Source organism: Bradyrhizobium sp. 154 (assembly GCF_023073875.1).
In the GTDB taxonomy this organism is placed as follows: Bacteria; Pseudomonadota; Alphaproteobacteria; order Rhizobiales; family Xanthobacteraceae; genus Bradyrhizobium.
The window spans coordinates 51,451-76,368 of record NZ_JADPKG010000114.1; the positions used below are offsets into that span (position 1 = coordinate 51,451).

The following is a 24,918-nucleotide window of genomic DNA, read 5'->3' on the forward strand; positions in this document are numbered from 1 at the left end:
GTTTCGATGCGCTCCTATGCGCGCTGATCACCTGCCCGGGCCGTTTCCGATATGCTAGATCGCTTTCGTCATTTTGAATGGGAATGGCGTTGTCAAAGCTTTGCGATTCCAGTGCTCGCGCCAATCAGAGCTTCTTCGAAACGACCGACGTGACCGATCCGGCGCGGCTCGCCGCGGCGCCGCCGCTGTCGGCCGCACCAGGGTTCCTCGCCTGGGACTGACCCGACCTCGCCCACAACCAGCCTGACAGGAGAAATCTGCCAATGCAAAGCGCGATCGTTCTCGGCGGCGGCATGATCGGCGTCAGCGCGGCGCTGCACCTGCGGCAGCGCGGCTGGTCCGTCACGCTGGTCGACCGCAGGGAGCCGGGCCGCGAGACCAGCTACGGCAATGCGGGGATGATCCAGGCGGAAGCGGTCCGCCCCTACCCGATGCCGCGCGACCTCGCCACGCTGCTGAAGATCGCGACCGGCCGCACCAATGACGTGCGCTACAGCCTGTCGTCGCTTCATCTCCATATCGAGCCCCTGCTCCGCTATTGGTGGCATTCGGCGCCGAAGCGGCATCGCGAGGCGATCGAGGCCTGGGCCCGGCTGATCGCCTATGCGACGGCTGAGCACGACATCCTCATTCGCGAAGCCCACGCTGACAATCTCATCCGCCGCGCCGGCTATCGCATGCTGCATCGCGACCCTGCGTCATTCGATCTCGCGATCAAGACCGCAGAGGAAGACCAGCGCGAATTCGGCGTGAATTTCCGCGTGCTCTCCGGCAGCGAGCTTGCCAAGGCCGAGCCGATCCTGCGCGACGATCTCCCCGGCGCGATCCATTGGCGCGACACCTGGACCGTGTCCGATCCAGGTGCCCTCGTCACGGCCTATGCCGAGCTGTTCGAGCGCCTCGGCGGCACCGTTGTGCTCGGTGACGCCCAGAGCCTGCGGCAAACCGCAACCGGCTGGTCCGTCGATACGGACCAGGGACGTCTCGACGCGGCCCACGCCGTCGTGACGCTCGGCCCGTGGTCACCCGATCTGTTGCACAAGTTCGGCTATCGCATTCCGCTGGTCCGCAAGCGCGGCTACCACATGCACTACAGCGGCGGCGCCTCGCTCGACCTGCCCCTCGTCGACAAGGGCGGCGGCTACGCCATGGGCCCGATGGCCAAGGGCATCCGCATCACCACCGGCGCGGAATTGACCGGCATGGACGCGCTGGCAACCCCGGTGCAGCTCGCCAGCGCCGAAGCCTCCGCGCGCGAGCTGATCGATCTCGGCAAGCGGGTCGAGCCGGATCCGTGGTTCGGCACGCGCCCCTGCACGCCCGACATGCTCCCGGTGCTTGGGCAAGCTCCGCGACATCCGGGCCTCTGGATGAATTTCGGCCACGGCCACCAGGGCTTTACGCTGGGTCCCGCGACAGGACGCCTGCTCGCCGAAATCATGAGCGGCGAGACGCCGGCGATCGATCCGGCGCCCTACCGGCCAGAGCGGTTCTAGCTGTCGACGGGCGCCTTACTCGGATGCGCCGAAAGGAAAAGGGCTGACCGAGGAGTCTCGACCAGCCCTACGACTTCGAAGCCCGGCGGCGCGTCGCGCAGATCAGTCCGTCGTGATCGCCGTCTCCATGTCGGTCGGATCGATCTGCTTGGAGAGGTTGGCGTTGAGCTTGTCGCGATCGAGCTCACCCTCCCACCAGGCGACGACCACGCAGGCAACGCCGTTGCCGCACAGATTGGTCAGCGCGCGGCACTCGCTCATGAACTTGTCGATGCCGAGCACGATCGCCATGCCCGGGACGAGCCGCGGATCGACCACGGCGAGCGTCGCCGCGAGCGTGATGAAGCCCGCGCCGGTGATGCCGGAGGCGCCCTTCGAGGTCAGCATGGCCACGACGAGGATCGTGAGCTGCTGACTGAAGGAGAGATCGTAACCGAGCGCCTGCGCAATGAAGAGCGTTGCCAGCGTCATGTAGATGTTGGTGCCGTCGAGATTGAACGAGTAGCCGGTGGGCACCACGAGGCCGACCACCGACTTGGAGCAGCCGAGCCGCTCCAGCTTCTCCATCAGCGACGGCAGCGCGCTTTCCGACGACGAGGTGCCGAGCACGATCAGCAGTTCGTCCTTGATGTAGGCTAGGAACTTGAAGATCGAGAACCCCGCCATACGGGCGATGATGCCGAGCACGACGAACACGAACAGCGCCGCGGTGAGGTAGAACGTGGCGATCAGCCCGACCAGGTTGAGGATGGCGCCAGTGCCGAACTTGCCGATCGTATAGGCCATCGCGCCGAACGCGCCGATCGGTGCTGCACGCATGACGATAGAGATGACGCCGAACACGGCATGCGCGGCATCGTCGATGAAGCTGCGCATGGTATGGCCGCGCTCGCCAAGGCTCATCAAAGCAAAGCCGAACAGCACCGAGAACAGCAGCACCTGGAGGATCTCGCCTTGCGCGAAGGCGCCGACCACGGTGTCGGGAATGATGTGCAGCACGAAGTCGACCGACTTCTGACCGGCGGCCTGCTTAGCGTAATTTGCGACAGCCGCCTCGTTTGCTGCGCCACTGCCGAAGCCCGCGCCGGGCTTCACCAAGTTGCCGATGACGAGTCCGATCACCAGCGCGAAGGTCGAGACGATTTCGAAATAGACCAGCGCCTTGACGCCGATGCGCCCGACCTTCTTGGCATCCTGGATGTGGGCGATGCCCGAGACGACGGTACAGAAGATGATCGGAGCGATCACCATCTTGATCAGCTTGATGAAGCCGTCGCCGAGCGCCTTGATCCACTCGTTGGTGGCGAGCGATGGCCACAACCAGCCGACGATGGCGCCGAGCACGATCGCGATCAGCACCTGAACATAGAGAACTTTGTACCACGGCTTGGCCGCAGGCGGCGCGACCGGCGCCTCCGCGATCGTTGTCGTCGTCATCGTTTCACTCCCCCTCAAACTATCGGACCAGCCAAGATCAACTTGGCCGGCCCTGTCAATTGGAACTGGTCATTGCTGCGCGTATTACCCGCGGCGATCGACGATCCGGCGCGCAGCCGGCATCAACGCCGCGCCGAGCGCGTTCTTCACCAGCGAAGCCGCAATGAACGGCACAATTCCGACCTGCCAGGCCTTCGCGGCACCGAGGCCGAGGCCGAGGGCCAACCAGCCAAACCCGGCGGCGAGAATGACGATATGGCCAACGGCCATTGCCGCAAATAGCGGGACCACGCTGCGATCCCAGCCGCGCTCGGCGAGCCAGCCGGTCACGAAGGCTGCCAGAACAAAACCGAACAGATAGCCCGCGGTCGGCCCGACCAGCGGAGCGATTCCGGCTACCGGGCCGGCAAATACGGGAAGCCCCAGGGCGCCCTCGGCGAGGTAGGCAATCATGGTTGCGCTGCCAAGGCGCCAGCCATAGGCAGCGCCGATCATCAACACCACCAGCGTTTGCAGCGTCATGGGGACGTAAGGCAGCGGCAGGCTGACCTTGGCTGATAGCGCCATCAATGCGGTGCCGAGCGCAATCAGCACGAAGGCGCGCAAAGCGCCGACGGATTCACCCGGCCGGGTCGGCCACATCAATGCGGCGAGAGGAGAATGCGACGTGGCAGCGGGCGCGGCAGATCGTTCAGACAAGATGAACTCCGGAAGGCTGGTCAAAACTCGCGGCTATTTAAGCCAGTGGGCGATCCGGTCAACTGCCTCCTGCATCTCTTCGGGCGAACGTGCGTAGGAAAAGCGAACGAACGAGCGTCCGTGAATGGGATCGAAATCGAGGCCGGGCGTCGCCGCAACATGGGCCTGCTCCAGCATCTGCTTGGCAAACTCGAAACTGTCGGCGGTGAAGTCGGAGACGTCGGCATAGAGATAAAAGGCGCCGTCGGCCGGCAGGAATCTCGTCAGTCCAGCCTTCGGCAATCCATCGATCAGGATACGCCGGTTTTCCTGATAGCCGTGCTTGATCTCCTCCATCTCGGCCGCGCCGTCGAAGGCGGCCTCCGCCGCGATCTGCGACAGCGACGGCACCGAGATCGAGAGGTTCTGCTGGAGCCGCTCGATCGGCCGCACCAGGATCTCAGGCACGACCATCCAGCCGACGCGCCAGCCCGTCATGCAAAAATACTTCGAGAACGAGTTGATCACGAGCGTGTGCTCCGACAGCGCCGCCGCCGTCACGGCCGGAAACGCATAATCGAGCCCGTGATAGATCTCATCGGAAATGAAGCGGATACCTGCATCCTGCGCGGCTGCGATCAGGCTAGCGAGCGCCTCGCGGTGCATCATGGTCCCGGTCGGATTGGCGGGACTGCCGACCAGCACGCCCTTCAGCGGCGCCTTGCGATGGGCGGCAAGCAGCGCCTCGCCGGTGAGCGCGTGGCGCGTCTCGTTCGTGGTCTCGATCAGCACCGGCTCGCAGCCGAGCGCGGTAAGGATGTGGCGGTAGGGTGGATAGCCCGGCACGGTCACCGCGACGCGATCGCCGGGCTCGAACATCGACAGGAAGGCCAGGATAAATCCGCCCGAGGAGCCGGTCGTCACCACGATCCGCTCGGGGCTGACGTCACAGCCATGGACATCGCGATAATGCCGCGCGATGCGCTCGCGCAGTGAGGGGATGCCGAGTGCGGAGGTGTAGTCGATCCGTCCCGCTTCGAGCGCGGCATGGGCGGCCGCGATCGCGGTCCTGGGCGCGCCGGCCGCGGGCTGACCGACCTCCATGTGGATGACCTGGCCACCTGCGGCCTCGATTCGGGCCGCCGCGGCCATGACGTCCATCACCATGAACGGGGGAACATCGCTGCGGCGGGAGGGCTCGAGCCACTGCGCCAACCGGTTCCTCAATCTCGCATCGTGCATCGATTTCCGCTATTTCGCTGGCAGACCGGCCCGTCCGGTCAGGAAAACGGAGCGCTTGCGCCCCAGACTAGCCGCATTGTACGGCTCATAAGGGGTACGGTTCACAAGGGCATATCGCGTATCCGGTCCGCCGCCAATCGCCAAAAACCAATCACGAAACTGCTTGACCAAGACCGTTGACCCAGACCGATTGATGTTGCTCCAGATCGCATCGGGCAAGAAGGCTTCCGCCCTCACTGCCCTCACCACGGCCGCGGCGATCGCGCTGACGCCGTTCTCGGCTGCGCGTGCGCAGGTCAAGGGGCCGCCGGTCCTACGCGACACCGAAACCGAGCAGCTCCTGCGCGAATATACCCGCCCGATCCTGCGCGTCGCCGGTTTAGAGAAGCACAACATCCAGATGGTGATCATCAACGACGGCTCGTTCAACGCGTTCGTCGCGGACGGCCGCCGCATCTTCGTCAATTGGGGCGCGATCCTCCAGTCGGAGACACCGAACCAGATCATCGGCGTGCTCGCGCACGAGACCGGGCATCTGGCGGGCGGCCATCTGTCCAAGCTGCGCGAGCAGCTCGCCACGGCCCAGACCCAGATGATCATCGCGATGCTGCTCGGCGCCGGCGCGATCGCAGCCGGCAGCACCCGCAGCTCGAGCGCCGGCAACAACGGCCTTGCCAATGCCGGCGCGGCCGCGATCGCCGGCCCGCAGGAGATGATCCGCCGCACGCTGCTGTCCTATCAGCGCCAGCAGGAGGAGAACGCCGACCGTGCCGGCGTGAAATTCCTCACCGCGACGGGGCAGTCGCCGAAGGGCATGTACGAGACCTTCAAGCGCTTCACCAGCGAGAGCCTGTTCGCCGCGCGCGGCGCCGATCCCTATCTGCAGTCGCATCCGATGCCGGCCGAGCGCGTCGCCTCGCTCCAGGAGTTCGCAAGCTCAAGCCCCTATTGGGACAAGAAGGACGATCCCGCGCTCCAGCTCCGCCATGACATGGTGCGCGCCAAGATCTCGGCGTTCATGGAGCGGCCAGAGACGGTGTACCGCCGCTATCCCCAGACCAACGACAGCATGCCGGCGCGCTATGCCCGTGCCATCAGCACCTATCTGCATGGGGACTTGCGCAGCGCGCTCACCCAGATCGACGCGCTGATCCAGGTCCAGCCGAACAATCCGTATTTCTACGAGGTGCGCGGGCAGGCCTTGCTGGAGAGCGGCAAGCCCGCCGAGGCGATAGCTCCCCTGCGCAAGGCGGTGCAGCTTTCGAACAATGCACCCCTCATCGAGATGTTACTTGGGCAGGCTCTGGTTGGAACCGATAATAAGGCCTACACCGACGACGCCGTTCGGATTCTCCGCGCCGCGGTGGCACGAGAGCCCGAGGCCGCGCTCGGCTATACCCAGCTCGCGATGGCCTATGGGCGAAAGGGAGATTATGCCGAGGCGGATCTCGCGTCGGCGCAGGCCGCCTACTTGCGCGGTGACAACAAGACCGCCCGCGAGCTCGCCACGCGCGCGAAAACCCGTTTCGCTGTCGGCACACCCGGCTGGGTCAAGGCCGACGACATCTTGGCGGCCAAGCCGCCCCGCAACTGACGCAACGCAATCGACGCCCGACACCACGACGTCACGACATCGAGCTTTAGTCCGCCGCGACGTTTTACCGAAACCTGCCTTGGATAAGAGGATTTGCCCATGCCTTCGCTGCGCCTGCTAGCTCCCGCGCTGTTTGCGCTCGCCTTGTTCGGCGCAGCCGCGCCCGCGTCGGCCGACAGCTTCTCCGATGCCCAGCGCACCGACATCGAGGCGATCATCAAGAATTATCTCGTCAGCCATCCCGAGGTGCTCGAGGAGGCCATGGCCGAGCTCGGCAAGCGCCAGGCCGCGGCCGAAACCCAGAAGCGCGAGGCCAGCATCGCGCAGAATGCCGACGCGATCTTCAACTCGCCGCGCCAAGTCGTGCTCGGCAACAAGGACGGCGACGTCGCCTTCGTCGAATTCTTCGACTACAATTGCGGCTATTGCAAACGCGCCATGGGCGACATGCTTGACCTCATGAAGAGCGATCCGAAGCTGAAGGTCGTGCTGAAGGAATTTCCCGTGCTGAGCCAAGGCTCGGTCGAGGCGGCCCAGGTCGCCGTCGCCGTGCGCATGCAAGATCCCTCCGGCAAGAAATATCTCGACTTCCACCAGAGACTGCTCAGCGGTCGCGGCGCGGCGGACAAGGCCCGCGCGATTCAGGCCGCCAAGGAGGCTGGTCTCGACACCGCCAGAATCGAGAAGGACATCGCCAGCCCCGAAGTGCGCGCCACCATCGAGGAGAATTTCAAGCTCGCCGAAGCGATGGGCATGAACGGCACGCCGAGCTACGTGATCGGCAAGCAGATCGTGATCGGCGCCGTCGGGGTCGAAAGCCTCAGGGAAAAGATCGGCATTGCCCGCTGCGGCAAGGCGACTTGTTGAAGAGGCGACTTGCCAATCGCGCCCTTCACAACTCGCACACGGAATAAGGCCGGCTGAAAAGCCGGCCTTTTCCGTGCGCCGAACAGTGGCGCCTTCGTGCAAGGTCATTCATCTGGTATTCAAGAAACAAATGCTGCGGAACAGGCGAAGTTCCGGAACAACTCAAATCTCCTTTCGTTGTCGGCGCGGGCAATGACGCAAAGAACACGTGAGGAGAATTTCGATGTTGAACCGCTTTATGATCTCGGTTGCCGCAGTCGCACTCGTCGCGGGCACCGGTCTGGCGAACGCACAAAACACCACGGGCCGCGATAGCGGCGCTGGTGGCTCGCAGCAGATGCAGCACTCGCAGCCCTCGGGCGGCGCCGCTGAGCGCGGCTCCATGGGCAAGGAGTCCTCTGGCGCCGAGAAGGGAACTGTCGGCCAGGCCGGCGGCTCCAGCATGAAGTCCGATCGAAGCTCTGAGGACAAGTCTTCCGGCGCGATGAAGGACGAGCACTCCGGCGGCGCAATGAACAAGAACGCGGCCGAGGATAAGTCTGGCGCGACCAAGGGCCAGCGCACCGACGAACGCGCGCAGGGCCAGATGGACAAGTCCCAGCAGGACAAGTCCAAGAGCATGAGCCAGGACACGAGCAAGGACTCGACGAAATCCGGCAGCAAGGACCAGAAGGACATGAAGGCTGAGGGCAGCAAGAGCGGCACCTCGACCAACAATGCCGAGAACCGTCCGGGCACCGGCACGAGCACCAATCAGAATGCTCAGGGTCAGACCGGCACCAGCAGCACCCAGAACGCGCAGGGTCAGGCCGGCACCAGCTCGACCCAGAACGCGCAGGGCCAGAGCTCGACCTCGACCACGGTCGGCCAGGCAGGCGCCGCTGCGAAACTCTCGACCGAGCAGCGGACTCAGATCACGTCCGTGATCCGCGAGGAGCGTGTCGCCCCCGTGACGAATGTGAACTTCCAGGTGTCGGTCGGCACCCGCATTCCGCGCGAGGGCATTACGCTGCACGCCCTGCCGTCGCGGGTCGTGACGATCTATCCGGAGTGGCGGACCTATAAGTACGTCCTGGTTCGCGATGAGATCGTGATCATCAATCCGGACACCTACGAGATCGTGGCTGTCCTGAACGTCTAAGACCGGATCACGGCAACCTCAAGGGCGGGCAGCGATGCCCGCCCCTTTGCGTTCGGCCGGCAGCCATGCTTTGGACTGGTTAACAAGCAATTTCCGCAGCTTCCGCACAGGTTTTTGCCCACTGGATGAGGTCCTTGAAGCCAGCGGGGAGGCCCTTCAACTCTTCCCCTCGCCCGCTTTGTTACCTATAACCCCGCCACGCCGAAGCACCTCTCCCGGGATTGGAATGGCTGAACCTGCAACCGACACGATCCTCGTCCTCAACGGGCCGAACCTCAACATGCTGGGGACGCGCGAGCCCGAAAAGTATGGCCATGCGACGCTGGCTGACGTCGAGGCACTGTGCCGAGAGACGGCGGCGAGCTTCGGCCTCAAGGCCGACTGCCGGCAGTCCAACCGCGAAGGCGAGTTGATCGATTTCATCCACGAGGCGCATGCGCGCAAGATGAAGGGCATCATCATCAATGCCGGCGGCTACTCCCACACCTCGATCGCGCTCCATGACGCACTGCTCGCGGTGCAGATTCCCACGGTCGAAGTGCACGTGACCAACATCCACGCCCGCGAGAGCTTCCGTCATCACTCCTACACCGCGCGCGCGGCCTTCGCCTCGCTCTGCGGCTTCGGCATCGAGGGCTACCGCCTCGCCATCCAGGGTCTTGCCGCCAAGCTCGGCATCAAACCCAAAGCCTGACGCCCCCTTTCCAACAGAACATTCGGATCAAACAACATGGCGCGCCAGCCAGACGACAAAGCAGCCGCAAAGTTTTCCAGCGAGGACTCCGCGCTCATTCGCGAGCTTGCCCTGCTGCTCGATGAGACCAGCCTGACCGAAATCGAGATCGAACGTGCGGGCCTGCGCCTGCGCGTCGCCCGCAATGTCAGCGTTGCTGCAACCATGCCGATGCCAGTGGCGGCCACTCCCGCCACGCTGCAGCCGGCCGCCGCCGCGCCCGCAACGGCCGCGACCGACCTGTCGAAACATCCCGGCGCCGTGACCTCGCCGATGGTCGGTACCGCCTATTGGGCGCCGGAGCCCGGCGCCAAGCCGTTCATCGAAGTCGGCACCAAGGTCTCGGTCGGCCAGACGCTGCTGATCATCGAAGCCATGAAGACGATGAACCAGATCCCGTCACCGCGCGCCGGCACGGTGACACAGATCCTGGTCGAGGACGGCCAGCCGGTCGAATACGGCGAGCCGCTCGTCATCATCGAATAACGTTGAGGGCGGTTGCCGCCCTGTCGCTTTCCGTCCCCATAAGGACATCATGTTCGACAAGATCCTCATAGCCAATCGCGGCGAGATCGCTCTTCGCATCCTCAGGGCTTGCAAGGAGCTCGGGATTGCGACCGTGGCGGTGCACTCCACCGCCGACGCCGACGCCATGCATGTGCGCCTGTCGGATGAGAGCGTTTGCATCGGGCCGCCACCCTCGAAGGACAGCTATCTCAACGTGCCCGCACTGCTCGCGGCCTGCGAGATCACCGGCGCGGATGCGGTGCATCCCGGCTACGGTTTCCTGTCCGAGAACGCGCGCTTTGCGGAAATCCTCGCAGAGCACAACCTGCATTTCATCGGCCCAAAGGCCGAGCACATCCGCTTGATGGGCGACAAGATCGAGGCCAAGAAGACCGCCAAGCGCCTCGGCATCCCCGTGGTGCCCGGCTCCGACGGCGCCGTCGGTCCCGATGACGATGCGCTTTCGATCGCGAAGAAGATCGGCTTCCCCGTGCTGGTGAAGGCTGCGGCCGGTGGTGGCGGCCGTGGCATGAAGGTCGCCCACAGCGAGACCGACCTCCAGGTGGCGCTGTCGACAGCGGCCAACGAAGCCAAGTCCGCCTTTGGTGACGCCTCCGTCTACCTCGAAAAATACCTCCAGAAGCCGCGTCACATCGAGATCCAGATCCTCGGCGACGGCCGCGGCGGCGCCATTCATCTCGGCGAACGCGACTGCTCGCTGCAACGCCGCCACCAGAAGGTCTGGGAAGAGGGCCCCTCGCCGGTACTTGCCGCGGCTGCGCGCGCCAAGATCGGTGAGACCTGCGCGAAAGCGATGCGCGAGATGAAATATCTCGGCGTCGGGACCATCGAATTCCTGTTCGAGGACGGCGAGTTCTACTTCATCGAGATGAACACCCGCATCCAGGTCGAGCATCCCGTCACCGAGAGCATCACCGATATCGACCTCGTGCTGGAGCAGATTCGCATCGCCGCGGGCGGGGATCTGCCGGCGCGGCAGGACGAGGTCCAGGTCATCGGCCACGCGATCGAGTGCCGCATCAACGCCGAAAATCCGCAAACCTTCCGCCCCTCGCCCGGCCGGATCCTGCAATATCACCCGCCCGGCGGCCTCGGCGTCCGCATCGATTCCGCCGTCTACCAGGGTTACACGATCCCGCCCTATTACGATTCCCTGGTCGGCAAGTTGATCGTGCACGGCAAGACCCGCGCCGAATGCCTGATGCGACTGCGCCGGGCGCTGGACGAGATGGTTGTCGAGGGCATCGAGACCACGCTGCCGTTGTTCCGCGCGCTGGTGCGCGAGGACGACATCATCAACGGCGACTATCACATCCACTGGCTGGAACAGTACCTGGCCGGCAAGGCGGAACCTACCCCCAGATAATCTTCCTGCTTCTGGAACCGTTTGGCCCTGATTGCGTTCTGGACCGCGGGGACAGTTCCAAGGGGGCGTTTTGAATTCTGCTGAACCTAAGACCGTCGTGAAGGCTTGGGCGCAGCGACGGCGCGCATTTTGGCAGATCCTGCTGTTCTCGGCGGGCCTTTTGGTGCTGACCGTGATCAGCGCCGGCTCCGTTTACCTCGTCAACAAGGCCAGGGATGACAGCAAATGGGTCATCCACACCATCGAGGCGGAGAACCAGATCAACGCCCTCCTGCTGGAAATCCGGCGTGCCGAAAGCGCCGCCCGGGCCTACCTGCTGACGCGAGGGGCGGATTTCAAAGCCGACCATGACAAAGCTGTAGCGGCCATCGTACCTGCCCTCGACAGGCTTACGCACCTGATCGGCGATAATCCGGAACAACGCAAAAGCATCGACAAGCTGAGCTCGGCGATCGAGACGCGGCTCGGCCAATTGGCGCAGGAGATCGATTTCATCCGCCAGGATCAGCCGGAGAAGGCCACAGCGCTGGTTCGCGAGTTCGCCTCTACCGACGCCACGGCCGCGATCGCCGAAATCGCGACCGGAATGCTTCAGGAAGAGGAACGGCTGTTCCGCCTCCGTACGGTCAATTCCGACCGCAGCCAGACCCTCGCCGCATCGATGACCGGCATTGGCTCCGGCCTCGTCGTGCTACTGGCAATGATCTCAATCTGGCTGGTGCGGCGCTCGGCGCGGGCCCGCGACGAGGCCGAGAACCGCCTGCGCGATGCCTATGCCAACCTCGAGACGGTCGTCGATGAGCGCACCGCGGACCTGCGCGAAGCCAATGACGAGATTCAGCGCTTTGCCTACATCATCAGCCATGATCTGCGCTCGCCACTCGTCAACATCATGGGCTTTACCAGCGAGCTCGAAGAGCTCGGCGGCGACATTTTCCGTCGTATCGGCGGTCTCACCCATGTCCCCGCCGACGGGCCGCCGCCCGCTTCCGGCGAGATCGTGCTCGAAGGCGCCGACAAGCAGCTTTCGGAGGACTTCTCCGAGGCGCTCGGCTTCATCAAGACGTCGATCGCCAAGATGGATCGGCTGATCTCCGCCATCCTCAACCTCACCCGCGAAGGCCGCCGCGAATTCCAGCCGGTGAAAATCGATACAAGCGAGCTGATCGGAGCCATCGTGTCGACGCTGGCGCACCAGGCCGCCGAGGCACAGGCTGAGATTCACGTCGAGCCCTTGCCAAACCTCGTCAGCGACCGCCTCGCGCTCGAGCAGATCTTCTCCAACCTGATCGACAACGCGATCAAATACCTGAAGAGCGGCGTGCCCGGCGAGATCAGAATCCGCGGGCGCACCAAACTCGGCTACGCGATCTTCGAGATCAGCGACAACGGCCGTGGCATCGATCCGAAGGATCACCAGCGGATATTCGACCTGTTCCGCCGCGCGGGAACCCAGGACAAGCCCGGCCAGGGCATCGGTCTTGCACATGTGCGTGCACTTGTGCGTCGCCTCGGCGGCACCATGTCGGTATCATCGGAACTGAACGCTGGCAGCACCTTCACGATCACGCTGCCGATCGCCTGGAACGTGAGCAACCGGAACGCAGATCGATGACTCAGCCAGTTACCATCATCATGATCGAGGACGACGAGGGCCACGCCCGCCTGATCGAGCGCAATATCCGAAGGTCCGGCGTCAACAACGAGATCGTCTCCTTTGCCAACGGCACGGACGCGATGAGGCACCTGTTCGGTGCCGACGGCTCCGGGCTCGTGCAGAAGGGCAATGCGCTCCTGATCCTGCTCGACCTCAACCTCCCCGACATGACCGGGATCGACATCCTGAAGCAGATCAAGGAGAATAAATATCTGAAGGCTTCGCCCGTGGTGGTGCTGACCACCACCGATGATACCCAGGAGATCAAGCGCTGCTACGAGCTCGGCTGCAACGTCTACGTCACTAAGCCGGTCAACTACGAGAACTTCGCCAATGCTATCCGGCAGCTCGGCCTGTTCTTCTCGGTCATCCAGGTCCCGCCCGCCGCCACATGAATCAGCACACGCCAACACTGCTCTACATCGACGACGACGACGCGCTGGCGCGCCTGGTCGATCGCGGCCTGACGCGGCGCGGCTACAGGGTCGTTCATGCCGCGAGCGGCGAGGAAGGCCTTGAGCGCATCCGCCGCGCGGGCGCCGAGGGCGGCATCGATGTCGTGGCACTCGATCAGTACATGCCGGGCCTCGACGGGCTGGAGACGCTGGAGCAGATCATGGCGATCCCGGACGCGCCCCCGGTGGTGTTCGTCACCGCGTCGCAGGATTCCAGCATCGCGGTCACCGCGCTGAAGGCCGGGGCGGCCGATTACCTGGTCAAGGACGTCCAGGGCGATTTCATCCCGCTCCTCCACGTCGCCGCCGAAGGCGCGCTGCGCCAGGCCGAATTGCAGAGGGCACGCGAGGAAGCCGAAGCCGAGATCCACGCCTCGCGCGACCGCTACGCGGCGCTCGCCGCCGAACGCGAGCTGCTGCTGCGCGAGGTCAACCACCGCGTCGGCAACTCCCTCCAGATCATCGCCTCGCTGCTGCACCTTCAGGCGAGCTCCGCCGCGCAGGACGAGGTCAAGGCGGCGCTGACCAATGCCATGGGTCGCGTCGCCGCGGTCGCGCAGGTGCACCGCCGCCTCTACACCTCGCAGGACCTGAAGAGCGTGGTTCTGAACCAGTATCTGGACTCGCTGCTCGAGGATCTCAGGCGCTCGGCCGAAGGCAACCGGATGTCGCGCCTGACGCTGAAGGCCGAGCCGATCGAGATCGATCCGGACCGCGCCGTCGCCGTCGGCATCATCGTCAACGAGCTGGTGATGAATGCGGTGAAATATGCCTATCCCGATGGCGCCGGCCCGATCCATGTCGAGCTGACCTCGCACAACGACGATCTCCTGCTGTCGATCACCGACGATGGTGTCGGCGACAACGGCAAGGCGGATCCGCGCTCCACCGGCATGGGCCAGCGCATCGTCGCGGCCATGGCCGCCAAGCTCGACGCCTCCGTGAAGCGTGATCCCGCCCATTCCGGGACCCGCATCGTGCTAAGGTTCCGCCGCGTACCCACGGCCCCCGGCAAGACCAACCACGCCGCCGCGGGCTGACGGGCGCGAGGCTTTGCGTCACCCATCGCAACCACATTGCGATCCTGCTATTGTCGCGCGCCATGACGTCTCGCGACTCTGCCTCGTCTGAAATCACGCCGGCCGTGCTGTTGCGTGCCTATGCCTGCGGCATCTTTCCGATGGCGGAAAGCGCCGACGATCCGACCCTGTTCTGGGTCGAGCCGGAGCTGCGCGGCGTGATCCCGCTGGAGGGATTTCGCGTCGCCTCGCGCCTCGCGCGCACGGTGCGCTCGGATACGTTTCGCGTGACCGTCAACACCGCGTTCAAGGCGACCATCGCCGGCTGCGCGGCGCCGCAGGCCGGGCGCGAGGACACCTGGATCAACAAGCGCATCCGCGATCTCTATGGCGGCCTGTACGAGCTCGGCCATTGCCACAGCGTCGAGGCTTGGCAAGGCGACGATCTCGTCGGCGGGCTCTACGGCGTCAGCTTGGGCCGCGCCTTCTTCGGCGAGAGCATGTTCCACACCGCGCGCGACGCCTCGAAGGTCGCGCTGGTGCATCTGGTCGCGCGGCTCATCCATGGCGGCTTCGAGCTGCTCGACACGCAATATGTCACCGAGCACTTGAAGAGCTTCGGCGCGGTCGAGATTTCGCGGCGGCGCTACACCGCGCTGCTCGACAAGGCGCTCGCAGGCGAGCCCGGCGATTTCCTGAGGCTCTCTGCGGGCGAACCGATCCCGGGCGCACGCGCGCTCGATATCATCGCCTCGCGGCAATAATCACTGAGTTTACCGGCTGAAGCCCGGGAAATTGAACAGGCCCGGCTGCTGCTGTGGCGGCGGCGGTGGCGGCGCGGGCTGCTGTTGCGGAGGTGGCGGCAAGGGCTGCGGCGGACGCTGCTGCACGGCCTGCTTCGGCGCAGCCTTCTTCTGCGCAGGCGGTGGCGGGGCCGGCTTGGCCGCGGGATCCGGCGCTGCGGTCGCAATGGTCTGCTGCGGTTCTTTGCAGTCGGTGAGCCAGATGTCGTAGATCGGGTGCTCGACGCCGTGCAGACCGGGGCTTGCGGCATACATCCAGCCCGAGAAGATGCGCTTCACCTCGCCCTGCAAGGTGATCTCGTCGACCTCGACGAACGCGTCGGTGTTGGTGGCCTCCGTTGCCGGCCGCGTATAGCACGCGTCGGTCTTGACCCGCAGCGCGCCGAACTGGACGGTCTCGCCGATCTCCTCGTCGAAATTGATAATGCGTCCGGTGATCTTGTCGAGACCGGAGAAGGTCGCCTTCTTGTTCACGATCTTCTGGGCCGGCGGCTCGGTGACGACCTCGTCGCCCGGCTGGAGGCTCGCCGGCGCCTGCGGGACTGCGCCCTTCTGCTGCGGCTGGCGCTGACCGGGCCCACCTGGGGCACCTTGCGGACCGGGCGGAGCGATCGCCGCGGATGGCGGCTGGTTCGGCGGAGCCACGGTCGAGCCCGGCGGCGGCGCCAGAGGCTGGGTCTCGACCGGCCCCGGCATCACGTTCCCCTGCCGGCCCGGAGGCGGCGGCATCGGGCGCGACGGGAGCACGCGACCCTGCGGCGGCAGCTCCGGCACCTCTTCGTCGTCATCGGGGATCTGCTGCGGCTGCGGCTGGCCGCGCGGAATGTTGCCGGGCGGCCGCAGCGGCGGCGGATCGGAGAAGATCGTGCCGATCTGCGCCTGCGCAGGCGTCGCAACCGTCAACACGGTGGCGGCCAGCAGTGCCGCAAGGCCTGTCAGGGAAAAGGTTTTGAACATCTCGCGCGGCTTCAACAGCGAATCGGGCTCGTTGGACATTTTATAGGGGATACCGCCGCTCGCAGGCCCTCCGGTTAACACGGCGAATACGGCGGGGGAAGGGCGGCATCCCTGCCCCGCCCCGGCGCCGACTGGCCAGACCGGCTTCCGGATGGGATAGTCGGAAGACACCCCCTTCCCGGCAGGCGGGCATCGCCGTGCGAAAACGACGTCCAACCAGAACTGGAAACCCAGAAGGCCTCTGCCCATGCCCGTTGTGCTCGATCCCGATGCTGCTGCCGTCTACAAGGCCTTCCAGCAGGCCGGCCGCCCGGCCTACGAGACCCTGACCGCACCGGAGGCGCGCGCCTATTATTCGCAGGCGCGCTTTGCCACCAACCCCGAGCCGCCGGAGCTCGCCCGCGTCGCAGAGCTCGCGATCCCAGCGCCGCATGGGGTGATCCCTGCGCGCCTCTACGTGCCAAACGAGCCGCGCCGGCACGACGGCCTGTCGCCGGCGCTCGTGTTCTTCCATGGCGGCGGCTGGGTGATTGGCGATCTCGATTCCCACGACGTTGTCTGCCGCCAGCTCGCGGTCGAGGGCGCGCTGATCGTGATCTCGGTCGACTACCGCCTTGCGCCTGAGCACAAGTTTCCCGCCGCACCCGAGGACGCTATCGCCGCGACCGGATGGGTCGCCGCCAATGCGCGCGAGCTCGGTATCGACGCCTCGCGCCTCTCGATCGGCGGCGACAGCGCGGGCGGCAATCTCACCGCGGTCGTGGCGCTCGCCGCGCGCCACGGCAACGGTCCCGCCCTCGCAGGACAGGTGCTGATCTATCCGGCGACCGATTTCGCCATGACGCACGGCTCCCACAGCGAGCCCGAGACCAGCGTGCTGCTGACCCATTCGGTGATCCGCTGGTTTCGCGACCACTATCTCAATGGCGCCGCCGACATCCATGACTGGCGCGCCTCGCCGGCGGGCGCGACGAGCCTTGCCGGCCTGCCGCCGGCCTACGTACTCACCGCCGGTGCCGATCCCCTGCGCGACGAAGGCGCCGAGTACGCCGCGCGCCTCAAGCAGGCCGGCGTGCCCGTCACTTACAAGCATTATCCCGGCCAATTCCATGGCTTCTTCACCATGGGAAAATTGCTGCGAGAGGCCAATGTCGCCGCGCGCGAGATCGGCGCGTGGTTGAAGGGATTGGGCTGAACGCCGTTTGCATGGCCTCTCATCTTCGATCCCTCTTCGCCCTCCCCCTGCGCGGGCTGACATGGCTCGGCGGCCAGGGCACCCGCGCGGTGGCGGCCATCGTGTTCATCGCCGTCGCCGTGCCGCCGCTCGGCGCGCTCCTGCGCCCCTATGTCACCGAGGCGATCTTCTTTCTGCTCTGCATCTCCTTCATGCGCGTCGATCTCGTGGCGCTGTACGGACATCTGCGCCGGCCGGCGCTGGTCGCGGCTGCCACCGCCTGGACCACGATCGGAGTGCCGCTGATCGTCGCCCTCGCCGCTTACGTGAGCGGGCTCACCACTAGCTCGCCCGGCCTTGCGCTTGCACTGATGCTCCAGGGCACGGCCTCGCCGATGATGGCCTCGCCGGCGCTCGCCGCGCTGATGGGCCTTGATGCCACCTTGGTGCTGGTCACGCTGGTGACCTCGACCGCGCTCGTGCCCTTCACGGCGTCCCTGTTCGCGAGCCTCTTTCTCGGCGGCATGCTCAGCATCTGGCCGCTGACGCTCGGCCTCAAGCTGCTCGGCATCCTCGCTGCCTCGCTGCTTGCCGCGACGATCATCCGTCGCCTGTTCGGCACCGAGACGATCCAGCGCCACAAGCGGCCGATCGACGGCCTCAACATCGTTATCCTGCTGGTGTTCGCCTCTGCGGTGATGGGCGACGTCGCCACCGACCTCATCGCCGATCCCCTGTTCACGATCGCCGTCGCGCTGCTCGCGTTTATGGTCTACTTCACGCTGCTCGCCGTGACGACGCTGATCTTCCGTCGCATCGGCACCGAGCGCGCCTTCGCGATCGGCCTAATGGTCTCCCAGCGCAATCTGGGCCTGATGCTGGCAGCAACCGCCGGCGCGCTGCCGGCGACGACCTGGCTCTATTTCGCGCTGACGCAGTTTCCGATTCATCTTGCGCCGTACATGCTGATGCCGATCGCGCGGCGATTGACCGCGCGCGCAAATACTTCCGACGGGGCGACGGCAAGTAGCGCTACTTAAGCAACGCATAATTCCGGATGTCTGCTTTTCGAGCGCAATCGGACGGGGGTCCCACGCTGCGAATGTCCTCTGTACGCCGAATCAGACGTTCAGTGCAGCATTCAGCTACAATGCCAGTTAACGCGGCCACTGTTTAAGTGTTTAAATCGTATATAACCTGCTTAGATCCTTAATTCGCAGGCCGCCGGCGGAGCGTATCCCGCGCCCCCTCAATGTTTCGATGACTGAGCGTCCTCAAACGGCTCTTGCTCTGCGGCCCACTTTGGCACGCCGTCTTCGGCTGATTGTTCTCGCTTCTACGTTTCGGAGCCTTCTTCGAAGCGTCTCCACTTCTCTAAGCTCCGCCACAATCGCTTGCAAACGTTCGCGCAGGACAGCGCAAGTATAAACCTGATCAGTGCTGGACATCGCTGCCTCAGAATATGATTTGAACTCAGAAGTCGACGAAAACATCAAGAACACCAAGGAAGTGAATATTCGCGAGGCCGAAACTCAGTGAGCTAAAGCTGCAGTCGCCAGATGCTCCCAGTACTCTGCCTCTGCGAGCAATTTCCAGCTTCTCTCAGGGTAAAGCGCGGCAGTTTGCCGGCAAAGTGACGCCATTGCGCGAAAGCGGCGGGCAGCTTCCATTCCAACCTCCCGTGTTTTCCCCAACATATTTTTTTATTTTATGGTGGAGTCATCACGATTATCGAACATAACTAAATTTGTTATTTTGTCGCAGTTAATTAGGTTCCGACAGCGTGCCACGCGTGAACTATTTTCGCTTTTGGCTTCACATCAATTTCGAATGCTTCAGTACTAGGTCGTGTTGCGCGCCGATTGCGCATCTCCGCCCAATCGGGCCTCCCCGCCGGAGCGTGCCGGGCGGCAACACAGCTATGCAAGCTCGTGAGCGAGCATCCCAGTGTCAGAAACCGAACCGACTGCCACCCGCGAACTCCTTTCTAATTGATCCGTTGCTGAGAACCTGAATCTTATTGGCGATTTAGCCCGGCGCAAATGCCGGGCTTATTCGCCATGCTCATCTCTGCGCCCAGCTCGAAGAACGACCACGTGCGTCGGCACCCGAGCCTTACCGGCGGCCATTCCACCAGCGGTCTCGTTCGGGGCTCACTCCTCGAGCAAGCTATCATTTCCCTTGGGTCCCGCGATGGTCTGACCTGGTGCCGGGCGATAGCGCAACTCGCGCTCGCGAGGTGCCGGGCGGTCAGACGGGTCGCGGCCGAGCTTGGATTGCAGCTCGAGGAGGTCGGTAAAGACGTCGGCCTGGCGGCGCAGCTCGTCGGCGATCATCGGCGGCTGGCTGGCAATGGTGGAGACCACGGTGACCCGCACGCCGCGGCGCTGGACGGCCTCGACCAGGGAGCGGAAATTGCCGTCACCCGAGAACAGCACCATCTGGTCGATATGCTCGGCGAGCTCCATGGCATCCACGGCGAGCTCGATGTCCATGTTGCCCTTGACCTTGCGGCGGCCGGAGGCGTCGATGAATTCCTTGGTTGCCTTGGTCACGACAGTGTAGCCGTTGTAGTCGAGCCAGTCGGTCAGGGGACGGATCGAGGAGTATTCCTGATCCTCGATGATGGCGGTGTAATAGAACGCCCGCAGCAACGTCCCCTGGCTCTGAAATTCCTTCAGCAGGCGCTTGTAATCGATGTCGAAGCCGAGCGTCTTGGCCGTGGCATAGAGATTGGCTCCGTCGATGAAGAGCGCAATCCGGTTGGAAGATGACATGATGCCTTGACTTCTGGGACGAGGTGGCATGCCGCGGGCTGAGTGCACATTAACGAAGGCGGCACGTTCAAACCCCTTTAAAAGCTCATGCTATACCGGCGATCATTAGCCTTCAAACGATTTGCTGTGAGCCGAAGATTAATTCGCAAATCCAAAGCACGGACAAACGTCTCGGATGAGACAGCGCATCTCCGTGGATGGGTGAGCCCGGGGCATTCTCGACCTGTCCGCAAGCGCTGCAATCAAATCCTGATGCGCTTCAGTGCGCCATTTCCGCTGACCTATTTAGCCCACCCGCCTGGCGGCAAGAGGGGCTCAACCACATGAACTAGCCACTGCATTTTGCAAGCGTGAGCTGCTGGGAGCGCGTTCGGATTCGGCTCAGGATCTCGCAGCGGGCACACAATGAATCCATGGCGCTGCCAGATTTGAGCCGCATCGCGGCCCATCTTGCCGCGAAGGGTCGAACTGGTAGGGGGGCGCAACACCGGGAGTTTTCGATGTCCGGTTATTTGCGGCTTTGCTTGACGAGTTTAGTTCTTGTTGGAGCTCTTGCAGCGACACCTGCGTTTTCCAACCCTTTTGCCGATTTTTTCGGTAACGCTTCGCGCGAGCCCGCAGCAAGCCCTCCCGTGCAAGCGGAATGCTTGCCGCGGCCCGGCGACTCGCCCGGCGCGGGCCAACACTGGGTCTATCGGCGGGACGGCCATCGCAAATGTTGGTTCCTGGCCGAGGGTGTCACGAGGGTGCAAAAGCCGGCACATCGTCGCGCGGCCAACCGCGGCGCCAATCCCGACCAGAACGATGCCGCGCGGCTCAGGCGGAGCCCGGTGGTTGATGCACGCGCGGAGTTGCAACGCTCCGCACCGGCAGAGGGGGTCCAGCCGCCGCCGCCTGCACGCGAAGTCAAGGTAGCTGATGCCGCTCTCGTTGTCGGCACGGGCACGACGGCCGTGATGCCAGCCGCACCTTTCACCGCTCTTCCCACCGGCCAGTTCACGTCCGAACATTCCGTGCCGTTCCAAATTGACGTGGAGAAGCCCCTCGCGGCGGTACGCGACGCGGCCGCCGCCTCGGTGCCACCGGCTATTCCGGTGGGCATGCCCCCTGCGGAGGCGGGCGATGGAGGAAAGGGCTGGACAGCAACCTGGCTGGGCTTGCTGCTGATGGTCCTGGGAATCGGCTCTGTCTTAAGCTCGAGCCGCGTGCTGCGCGAAGCGGTGCTGTTGCGCAGTTAACGGAACGAAGCCCTGGCGCCACACCAGGCGGAGGAGCCCCAGTTCGGCGCGGACTGGCGGCTGGCGTGTCGCCTGATCGGCAACTCAATCTCGAGGTCGAGGCAGCGCCGGCGGCGTGACGGCCGCAAACTTTCCGCACGTCTTCGAGAACTCGCGCCGACGTCTCAGGCACGGTATCCGTCGCCTTTCAAATGCCGATGCGTTGGACCGCACGGCGAGGCCTCGTCCTCGCGCGCCCTAACCTGCCCGTGCCGCGCGCCGCAGCGCCTGTGGCGGCTGGCCGAAGGCGCGGATGAAGGCGCGGCGCATTCGCTCGGGGTCGCCGAATCCGGTCACTTCCGCGACGAGCTCGATCGCCTCACGCGAGGACTGCACGCGCTCGCGTGCCGCTTCGAGCCGCAACCGCTCGATCGCCTTGGACGGCGTCGTGCCGGTCTCGGCGGCAAAGGCACGGGCGAAATGTCGCGCGCTCATGCCGGCGCGATCGGCAAGGTCCTCCACCGTCAGCGGCGCGTCGAGATTTTCGCGCGCCCAGGACAACAGTGCGCCGAAGCGGCCGTTCGGCGCCTTCAGCTCCAGCAGCGAGGAGAATTGCGACTGGCCGCCGCTGCGGCGATGATAGAGCACGAGCTGGCGCGCGGTCTGCTGCGCGATCTCTTCGCCGTGGTCCTCGGTGACCATCGCGAGCGCGAGATCAATGCCCGCGGAGATGCCTGCCGAGGTCCAGACATTGCCGTCGCGGGTGAAGATCTGGTCCGGCTCGAACTTCACCTTGGGATATCGCGCGACGAAATCGCGCGTCCGCCCCCAATGAGTGGTGGCGCGGCGCCCGTCGAGCAGGCCGGCTTCGGCCAGCACGTAGGCACCCGAGCAGACGCTGGCGACCCGCACGCCACGCCGCGCCAGCCGCTGCACGAAGGCGCGCGTGACCTCACAGCGCGCGGCGTCCGCGACGCCCGCGCCGCCGGCCACGACCAGGGTCGTGATCGCATTCGCCGACTTGAAATCGCGCGCCATCATCTCGACCCCGGAGGAGCTGCGCACGAGGCCCGCTTTCGCCGCCAGCACGCGAATGCCCGGCGCCATGCCGGTGCAGCGCGCTGCGACCTCGAATGCCGAGATCGGGCCCGCCGCGTCGAGCAACTGAAAATCCGGGAAGATCAAGATGCCGATCATGGTCATGTCCGAAACTGAGGGAATTACGTCATTTCGGACGGAAGGGCACCATGCGATCCTGCCGGCGTCAAGCTCATCCTCGGAGGCTCCCATGTCGTCACCGCTCCAGATCGGACTCCTGGTGTTTCCGCGTGTCACCCAGCTCGACTTCACCGGGCCCTTGCAGGTGTTCGCCATGCTTCCGGGCGCGAAGCTGCACCTGATCTGGAAGCGGATCGAGCCCGTGCCGAGCGATTCCGTGCTGACGCTGACGCCGACCACGACCTTTGCCGACTGCCCGCAACTTGACGTCATCTGTGTGCCCGGCGGCGGCGGCACCAACGACCTGCTCAACGACGAGGAGGTGCTCGATTTCCTGCGCCGGCAGGCCGAAGGCGCCAAATACGTCACCTCGGTCTGCACGGGATCACTGGCGCTTGGCGCCGCCGGCCTGTTGAAGGGCTACCGCGCCGCCACCCATTGGAGCGCGATGGAGATGCTCAGCCAGTTCGGCGCAACGCCGACCAGGACACGCGTCTGCATCGACCGCAACCGCATCACCGGCGGCGGCGTCACCGCCGGCATTGATTTCGCGCTGACCCTGGTCTCGATCCTGGTCGACCGCACCACGGCGGAAGCAATCCAGCTCCAGATGGAATACAATCCCGCCCCGCCGTTCAATTCAGGCTCGCCCGACACCGCGCCTGCCGAGGTGCTGGCCCTGCTCCGCGAACGCGGCGCGCAAAACCAGGCGCGGCGGCTCGAGGCGGTGAAGCGCGCAGCGGAGCGGATGGCGTAGCCTGCGCTCTCGCGTCCCCGACGCGGCCAACATGTAGCGCTGCGCTGCGTCTGGGGCACGTGACCTTCGTGCTGGTCCCCCAAAGAAAAAGGCCGCTCGGTTTCCCAAGCGGCCTTTCCTGTCTTACGGCGGCTGCACATTCCATCGGGCGATTTCGAACTTCCAGACCGGGGGCCTATCTCCGCGATCGAGTCCTGGTCGGCGGCCGCTGCATCTCGGGACAGTCGCGAACTGTTGCCCGAACCGAACGCGATGGTCTCCCATCTCCGTAAGATGGGACCATTGAGCCGCATCGCTGGCGTGAGCGCAACGCCGGCGCAGGCGGCATCCCCGCTGTTCCCGTTGTCCCCAGCGGCGCGAAACGGATGCGCGTGCATCCAATGTCGCGATAAAGATTCGCGTCCGGGCAGACGCTCAGTTGGCCGGGGTCCAGGGCTGATAGTCGCCGGTCGCCTTCGGCCGCCGCCCGCTGGCAAGGGTCGAGCCCGAAGGACGGTAGGCCTTCGGCGTACCGGTGAGATTCGGCTGGTGCGGCTTTTCCCACTCGCGCGGCTGATAGTTGGTCTCGGTCGGCGGCACATCGACGACGTGATGGATCCAGCCGTGCCAGGACGGCGGGATGCGGCTCGCTTCGGCATAGCCGTTATAGACGACCCAGCGCCGCTCGAAGCCGAGCGTCGGATCAATCGCCCCGCCGCGAGTGCGATAATAGAGATTGCCCTGCTCGTCCTGGCCGACCAGCTCGCCGTACCGTTTGGTCCAGAGCTGGGTGCCAAACGTCTGGCCATTCCACCAGGTGAAGAACTTGAGAAAGAATTGTTTCATGCGGCAAGGCCCTGCTTCCTCGGGTCCTGATGCCATCCGAACGGCGAAATGTCCAGTTCGGAGGGTGCGTCGGTGCCTCCGCAGATCCGGCTACCGAGCAAGATCTGCCGCAAAGCGGCCGCGATCCATTCATCCCGGGTACAGCGGCACCGGCTGAAGCTCTCTTTCGCACGCAAACCGGCGTGATCCCAGGAACCCCAACGCTTTCATAGGGTTTGCTTCCGGGAAAGGAGTTTGACCATGAACAGTCTGAAATACCTGAGTGCTGCCGCGGCGATGGCGTTGGTTCTTCCCTTGGCGAGCCCGAGTTTCGCGCAGAGTCGTGCCGCCGTGGTCGGAGCGGGCGGCGCCCATGTCGGCGGTGGCGGCGGTGGTGGCGGTGCTCATTTCGGCGGAGGCGGTGCACGTATGGGCGGCGGCGGCGCCGCGTTCCATGGCGGTGGCGGCAATTTCGGGGCCGGTGCAGCGGTTCGTCCGAGCGGCGGCAGTTTCGCGGCCGGCACTGCGATGCGTCCCAGCGCTGGCAGTTTCGCGGCCGGCACGGTGAGCCGCCCCGCGATGTCGCCGTCCTTCAGCGGCAGCCGCAGCGTCGCAACCGCGGGCAACTGGCAGGGCGGGAGCAACTGGAGCGGTCGCCACTGGCATCATCGGCGCGGCGGCTTCTGGCCCGGCTTCGCGGCAGGTGCGGCGATCGGCGGCCTCGGCTCGTACGCCTATTACGGCGGCGGCTATGGCTATTATGACGACCCCTATTACTACGACAGCTATTATGATGAGCCGACAGTGGCCGTGGTGCCAGACAGCGGCGGCGACTCGTACGCTTATTGCGCGCAGCGCTACAAGTCGTACGACCCGGCCTCGGGTACGTATCTCGGCTATGACGGCCAGCGGCATCCCTGCCCGTAAGCCGATCTGCGGCATTTGAAGCAAAAGGCGTCGCAGCGATGCGGCGCTTTTCTCGTATTGGTCGTGCGCTT

At 64.7% G+C, this 24,918-nt stretch carries 24 protein-coding genes; 17 read left to right on the top strand and 7 right to left on the bottom strand.

Going from position 1 to position 24,918, the window contains the following annotated elements; all coding sequences use genetic code 11:
- The first annotated feature begins 83 nt into the window (after nucleotides 1-83).
- The gene (locus IVA92_RS30325) at nucleotides 84-221 is read left to right on the top strand and encodes a hypothetical protein (RefSeq protein WP_247277237.1); all 138 of its coding nucleotides are present in this window, start codon (nucleotides 84-86) and stop codon (nucleotides 219-221) included.
- 42 nt (nucleotides 222-263) lie between these two features.
- Nucleotides 264-1,496 (top strand): FAD-binding oxidoreductase, encoded by a 1,233-nt coding sequence (locus IVA92_RS30330; RefSeq protein WP_247277238.1) that lies wholly within the window; start codon nucleotides 264-266, stop codon nucleotides 1,494-1,496.
- A 102-nt stretch (nucleotides 1,497-1,598) separates the two neighbouring features.
- Here the strand turns inward: IVA92_RS30330 and IVA92_RS30335 are convergent, their stop codons facing one another.
- The 3 genes from IVA92_RS30335 to IVA92_RS30345 all read right to left on the bottom strand — a co-directional run bounded on the left by IVA92_RS30335 (nucleotide 1,599) and on the right by IVA92_RS30345 (nucleotide 4,853).
- The gene (locus tag IVA92_RS30335) at nucleotides 1,599-2,933 is read right to left on the bottom strand and encodes a dicarboxylate/amino acid:cation symporter (protein ID WP_247277239.1); all 1,335 of its coding nucleotides are present in this window, start codon (nucleotides 2,931-2,933) and stop codon (nucleotides 1,599-1,601) included.
- An 84-nt stretch (nucleotides 2,934-3,017) separates the two neighbouring features.
- Nucleotides 3,018-3,575 (bottom strand): biotin transporter BioY, encoded by a 558-nt coding sequence (locus tag IVA92_RS30340; protein ID WP_247277311.1) that lies wholly within the window; start codon nucleotides 3,573-3,575, stop codon nucleotides 3,018-3,020.
- 90 nt (nucleotides 3,576-3,665) lie between these two features.
- Complete coding sequence (locus tag IVA92_RS30345) at nucleotides 3,666-4,853, bottom strand: aminotransferase class I/II-fold pyridoxal phosphate-dependent enzyme (RefSeq protein WP_247277240.1); 1,188 nt, start codon at nucleotides 4,851-4,853, stop codon at nucleotides 3,666-3,668.
- 193 nt (nucleotides 4,854-5,046) lie between these two features.
- On the opposite strand from IVA92_RS30345, the gene IVA92_RS30350 reads away from it, so the two are divergent.
- The 10 genes from IVA92_RS30350 (at nucleotide 5,047) to aat (ending at nucleotide 14,977) form a co-directional block, all read left to right on the top strand.
- The gene (locus IVA92_RS30350; RefSeq protein ID WP_247277312.1) at nucleotides 5,047-6,447 is read left to right on the top strand and encodes a M48 family metalloprotease; all 1,401 of its coding nucleotides are present in this window, start codon (nucleotides 5,047-5,049) and stop codon (nucleotides 6,445-6,447) included.
- Between the two features lie 99 nt (nucleotides 6,448-6,546).
- Nucleotides 6,547-7,314: a DsbA family protein gene (locus IVA92_RS30355; RefSeq protein WP_247277241.1), complete on the top strand. Its 768-nt coding sequence runs from the start codon at nucleotides 6,547-6,549 to the stop codon at nucleotides 7,312-7,314.
- Between the two features lie 223 nt (nucleotides 7,315-7,537).
- On the top strand, nucleotides 7,538-8,455 hold the full coding sequence (locus tag IVA92_RS30360) for a DUF1236 domain-containing protein (RefSeq protein ID WP_247277242.1): 918 nt from the start codon (nucleotides 7,538-7,540) through the stop codon (nucleotides 8,453-8,455).
- Nucleotides 8,456-8,681: 226 nt separating this feature from the next.
- Complete coding sequence (aroQ, locus tag IVA92_RS30365) at nucleotides 8,682-9,149, top strand: type II 3-dehydroquinate dehydratase (RefSeq protein ID WP_232956704.1); 468 nt, start codon at nucleotides 8,682-8,684, stop codon at nucleotides 9,147-9,149.
- A gap of 36 nt (nucleotides 9,150-9,185) precedes the next feature.
- Nucleotides 9,186-9,674 (top strand): acetyl-CoA carboxylase biotin carboxyl carrier protein, encoded by a 489-nt coding sequence (gene accB, locus IVA92_RS30370; protein WP_247277243.1) that lies wholly within the window; start codon nucleotides 9,186-9,188, stop codon nucleotides 9,672-9,674.
- A 49-nt stretch (nucleotides 9,675-9,723) separates the two neighbouring features.
- Nucleotides 9,724-11,082: an acetyl-CoA carboxylase biotin carboxylase subunit gene (gene accC, locus IVA92_RS30375; RefSeq protein WP_247277244.1), complete on the top strand. Its 1,359-nt coding sequence runs from the start codon at nucleotides 9,724-9,726 to the stop codon at nucleotides 11,080-11,082.
- 97 nt (nucleotides 11,083-11,179) lie between these two features.
- A complete protein-coding gene (locus IVA92_RS30380) occupies nucleotides 11,180-12,697 on the top strand; it encodes an ATP-binding protein (protein WP_247277313.1) in 1,518 nt (505 codons plus the stop codon).
- On the top strand, nucleotides 12,694-13,134 hold the full coding sequence (locus IVA92_RS30385; RefSeq protein ID WP_247277245.1) for a response regulator: 441 nt from the start codon (nucleotides 12,694-12,696) through the stop codon (nucleotides 13,132-13,134). Before IVA92_RS30380 ends, IVA92_RS30385 begins: the two co-directional genes overlap by 4 nt.
- The gene (locus IVA92_RS30390; protein ID WP_247277246.1) at nucleotides 13,131-14,234 is read left to right on the top strand and encodes a histidine kinase dimerization/phosphoacceptor domain -containing protein; all 1,104 of its coding nucleotides are present in this window, start codon (nucleotides 13,131-13,133) and stop codon (nucleotides 14,232-14,234) included. Before IVA92_RS30385 ends, IVA92_RS30390 begins: the two co-directional genes overlap by 4 nt.
- A 62-nt stretch (nucleotides 14,235-14,296) precedes the next feature.
- Complete coding sequence (gene aat, locus IVA92_RS30395) at nucleotides 14,297-14,977, top strand: leucyl/phenylalanyl-tRNA--protein transferase (protein WP_247277247.1); 681 nt, start codon at nucleotides 14,297-14,299, stop codon at nucleotides 14,975-14,977.
- Between the two features lie 9 nt (nucleotides 14,978-14,986).
- Here the strand turns inward: aat and IVA92_RS30400 are convergent, their stop codons facing one another.
- Nucleotides 14,987-16,012: a DUF2155 domain-containing protein gene (locus IVA92_RS30400; protein ID WP_247277248.1), complete on the bottom strand. Its 1,026-nt coding sequence runs from the start codon at nucleotides 16,010-16,012 to the stop codon at nucleotides 14,987-14,989.
- A 208-nt stretch (nucleotides 16,013-16,220) separates the two neighbouring features.
- Between IVA92_RS30400 and IVA92_RS30405 the strand changes: the two genes are divergently transcribed.
- Both IVA92_RS30405 and IVA92_RS30410 read left to right on the top strand, forming a co-directional pair.
- Nucleotides 16,221-17,168, top strand: a complete 948-nt coding sequence (locus IVA92_RS30405) for an alpha/beta hydrolase (RefSeq protein ID WP_247277249.1) — start codon at nucleotides 16,221-16,223, stop codon at nucleotides 17,166-17,168.
- Nucleotides 17,169-17,179: 11 nt separating this feature from the next.
- Complete coding sequence (locus tag IVA92_RS30410; protein ID WP_247277250.1) at nucleotides 17,180-18,187, top strand: Na+-dependent transporter; 1,008 nt, start codon at nucleotides 17,180-17,182, stop codon at nucleotides 18,185-18,187.
- Between the two features lie 1,113 nt (nucleotides 18,188-19,300).
- On the opposite strand, the gene IVA92_RS30415 is transcribed toward IVA92_RS30410, so the two are convergent.
- Entirely contained in the window at nucleotides 19,301-19,924 is a 624-nt protein-coding gene (locus IVA92_RS30415) for an NYN domain-containing protein (RefSeq protein ID WP_247277251.1), read from the bottom strand.
- A gap of 500 nt (nucleotides 19,925-20,424) precedes the next feature.
- Between IVA92_RS30415 and IVA92_RS30420 the strand changes: the two genes are divergently transcribed.
- A complete protein-coding gene (locus IVA92_RS30420) occupies nucleotides 20,425-21,162 on the top strand; it encodes a hypothetical protein (RefSeq protein WP_247277252.1) in 738 nt (245 codons plus the stop codon).
- Between the two features lie 237 nt (nucleotides 21,163-21,399).
- On the opposite strand, the gene IVA92_RS30425 is transcribed toward IVA92_RS30420, so the two are convergent.
- Nucleotides 21,400-22,338 carry a GlxA family transcriptional regulator gene (locus tag IVA92_RS30425; RefSeq protein WP_247277253.1) on the bottom strand — a complete coding sequence of 313 codons (939 nt, stop codon included), beginning with the start codon at nucleotides 22,336-22,338 and terminating at the stop codon, nucleotides 21,400-21,402.
- 91 nt (nucleotides 22,339-22,429) lie between these two features.
- On the opposite strand from IVA92_RS30425, the gene IVA92_RS30430 reads away from it, so the two are divergent.
- The gene (locus IVA92_RS30430) at nucleotides 22,430-23,116 is read left to right on the top strand and encodes a DJ-1/PfpI family protein (protein ID WP_247277254.1); all 687 of its coding nucleotides are present in this window, start codon (nucleotides 22,430-22,432) and stop codon (nucleotides 23,114-23,116) included.
- Nucleotides 23,117-23,530: 414 nt separating this feature from the next.
- Here the strand turns inward: IVA92_RS30430 and IVA92_RS30435 are convergent, their stop codons facing one another.
- Nucleotides 23,531-23,941 (bottom strand): NADH:ubiquinone oxidoreductase subunit NDUFA12, encoded by a 411-nt coding sequence (locus IVA92_RS30435; RefSeq protein WP_247277255.1) that lies wholly within the window; start codon nucleotides 23,939-23,941, stop codon nucleotides 23,531-23,533.
- Nucleotides 23,942-24,181: 240 nt separating this feature from the next.
- Here IVA92_RS30435 and IVA92_RS30440 point away from each other — a divergent pair, with 240 nt between their 5' ends.
- Nucleotides 24,182-24,847 carry a BA14K family protein gene (locus IVA92_RS30440; protein WP_247277256.1) on the top strand — a complete coding sequence of 222 codons (666 nt, stop codon included), beginning with the start codon at nucleotides 24,182-24,184 and terminating at the stop codon, nucleotides 24,845-24,847.
- Nucleotides 24,848-24,918 lie beyond the last annotated feature (71 nt).

Bases quoted from the DNA above. Each gene is read 5' to 3' on its own strand.
- IVA92_RS30335 (WP_247277239.1), bottom strand. From the start codon at position 2,933: ATGACGACGACAACGATCGCGGAGGCGCCGGTCGCGCCGCCTGCGGCC.
- IVA92_RS30360 (WP_247277242.1), top strand. From the start codon at position 7,538: ATGTTGAACCGCTTTATGATCTCGGTTGCCGCAGTCGCACTCGTCGCG.
- IVA92_RS30330 (WP_247277238.1), top strand. From the start codon at position 264: ATGCAAAGCGCGATCGTTCTCGGCGGCGGCATGATCGGCGTCAGCGCG.
- accB (WP_247277243.1), top strand. From the start codon at position 9,186: ATGGCGCGCCAGCCAGACGACAAAGCAGCCGCAAAGTTTTCCAGCGAG.
- IVA92_RS30340 (WP_247277311.1), bottom strand. From the start codon at position 3,575: ATGTGGCCGACCCGGCCGGGTGAATCCGTCGGCGCTTTGCGCGCCTTC.
- IVA92_RS30400 (WP_247277248.1), bottom strand. From the start codon at position 16,012: ATGTCCAACGAGCCCGATTCGCTGTTGAAGCCGCGCGAGATGTTCAAA.
- IVA92_RS30405 (WP_247277249.1), top strand. From the start codon at position 16,221: ATGCCCGTTGTGCTCGATCCCGATGCTGCTGCCGTCTACAAGGCCTTC.
- IVA92_RS30435 (WP_247277255.1), bottom strand. From the start codon at position 23,941: ATGAAACAATTCTTTCTCAAGTTCTTCACCTGGTGGAATGGCCAGACG.
- IVA92_RS30385 (WP_247277245.1), top strand. From the start codon at position 12,694: ATGACTCAGCCAGTTACCATCATCATGATCGAGGACGACGAGGGCCAC.
- accC (WP_247277244.1), top strand. From the start codon at position 9,724: ATGTTCGACAAGATCCTCATAGCCAATCGCGGCGAGATCGCTCTTCGC.
- IVA92_RS30350 (WP_247277312.1), top strand. From the start codon at position 5,047: ATGTTGCTCCAGATCGCATCGGGCAAGAAGGCTTCCGCCCTCACTGCC.
- aat (WP_247277247.1), top strand. From the start codon at position 14,297: ATGACGTCTCGCGACTCTGCCTCGTCTGAAATCACGCCGGCCGTGCTG.
- IVA92_RS30430 (WP_247277254.1), top strand. From the start codon at position 22,430: ATGTCGTCACCGCTCCAGATCGGACTCCTGGTGTTTCCGCGTGTCACC.
- IVA92_RS30325 (WP_247277237.1), top strand. From the start codon at position 84: ATGGCGTTGTCAAAGCTTTGCGATTCCAGTGCTCGCGCCAATCAGAGC.
- IVA92_RS30410 (WP_247277250.1), top strand. From the start codon at position 17,180: ATGGCCTCTCATCTTCGATCCCTCTTCGCCCTCCCCCTGCGCGGGCTG.
- IVA92_RS30425 (WP_247277253.1), bottom strand. From the start codon at position 22,338: ATGATCGGCATCTTGATCTTCCCGGATTTTCAGTTGCTCGACGCGGCG.
- IVA92_RS30390 (WP_247277246.1), top strand. From the start codon at position 13,131: ATGAATCAGCACACGCCAACACTGCTCTACATCGACGACGACGACGCG.
- IVA92_RS30415 (WP_247277251.1), bottom strand. From the start codon at position 19,924: ATGTCATCTTCCAACCGGATTGCGCTCTTCATCGACGGAGCCAATCTC.
- aroQ (WP_232956704.1), top strand. From the start codon at position 8,682: ATGGCTGAACCTGCAACCGACACGATCCTCGTCCTCAACGGGCCGAAC.
- IVA92_RS30345 (WP_247277240.1), bottom strand. From the start codon at position 4,853: ATGCACGATGCGAGATTGAGGAACCGGTTGGCGCAGTGGCTCGAGCCC.
- IVA92_RS30355 (WP_247277241.1), top strand. From the start codon at position 6,547: ATGCCTTCGCTGCGCCTGCTAGCTCCCGCGCTGTTTGCGCTCGCCTTG.
- IVA92_RS30420 (WP_247277252.1), top strand. From the start codon at position 20,425: ATGTCCGGTTATTTGCGGCTTTGCTTGACGAGTTTAGTTCTTGTTGGA.
- IVA92_RS30440 (WP_247277256.1), top strand. From the start codon at position 24,182: ATGAACAGTCTGAAATACCTGAGTGCTGCCGCGGCGATGGCGTTGGTT.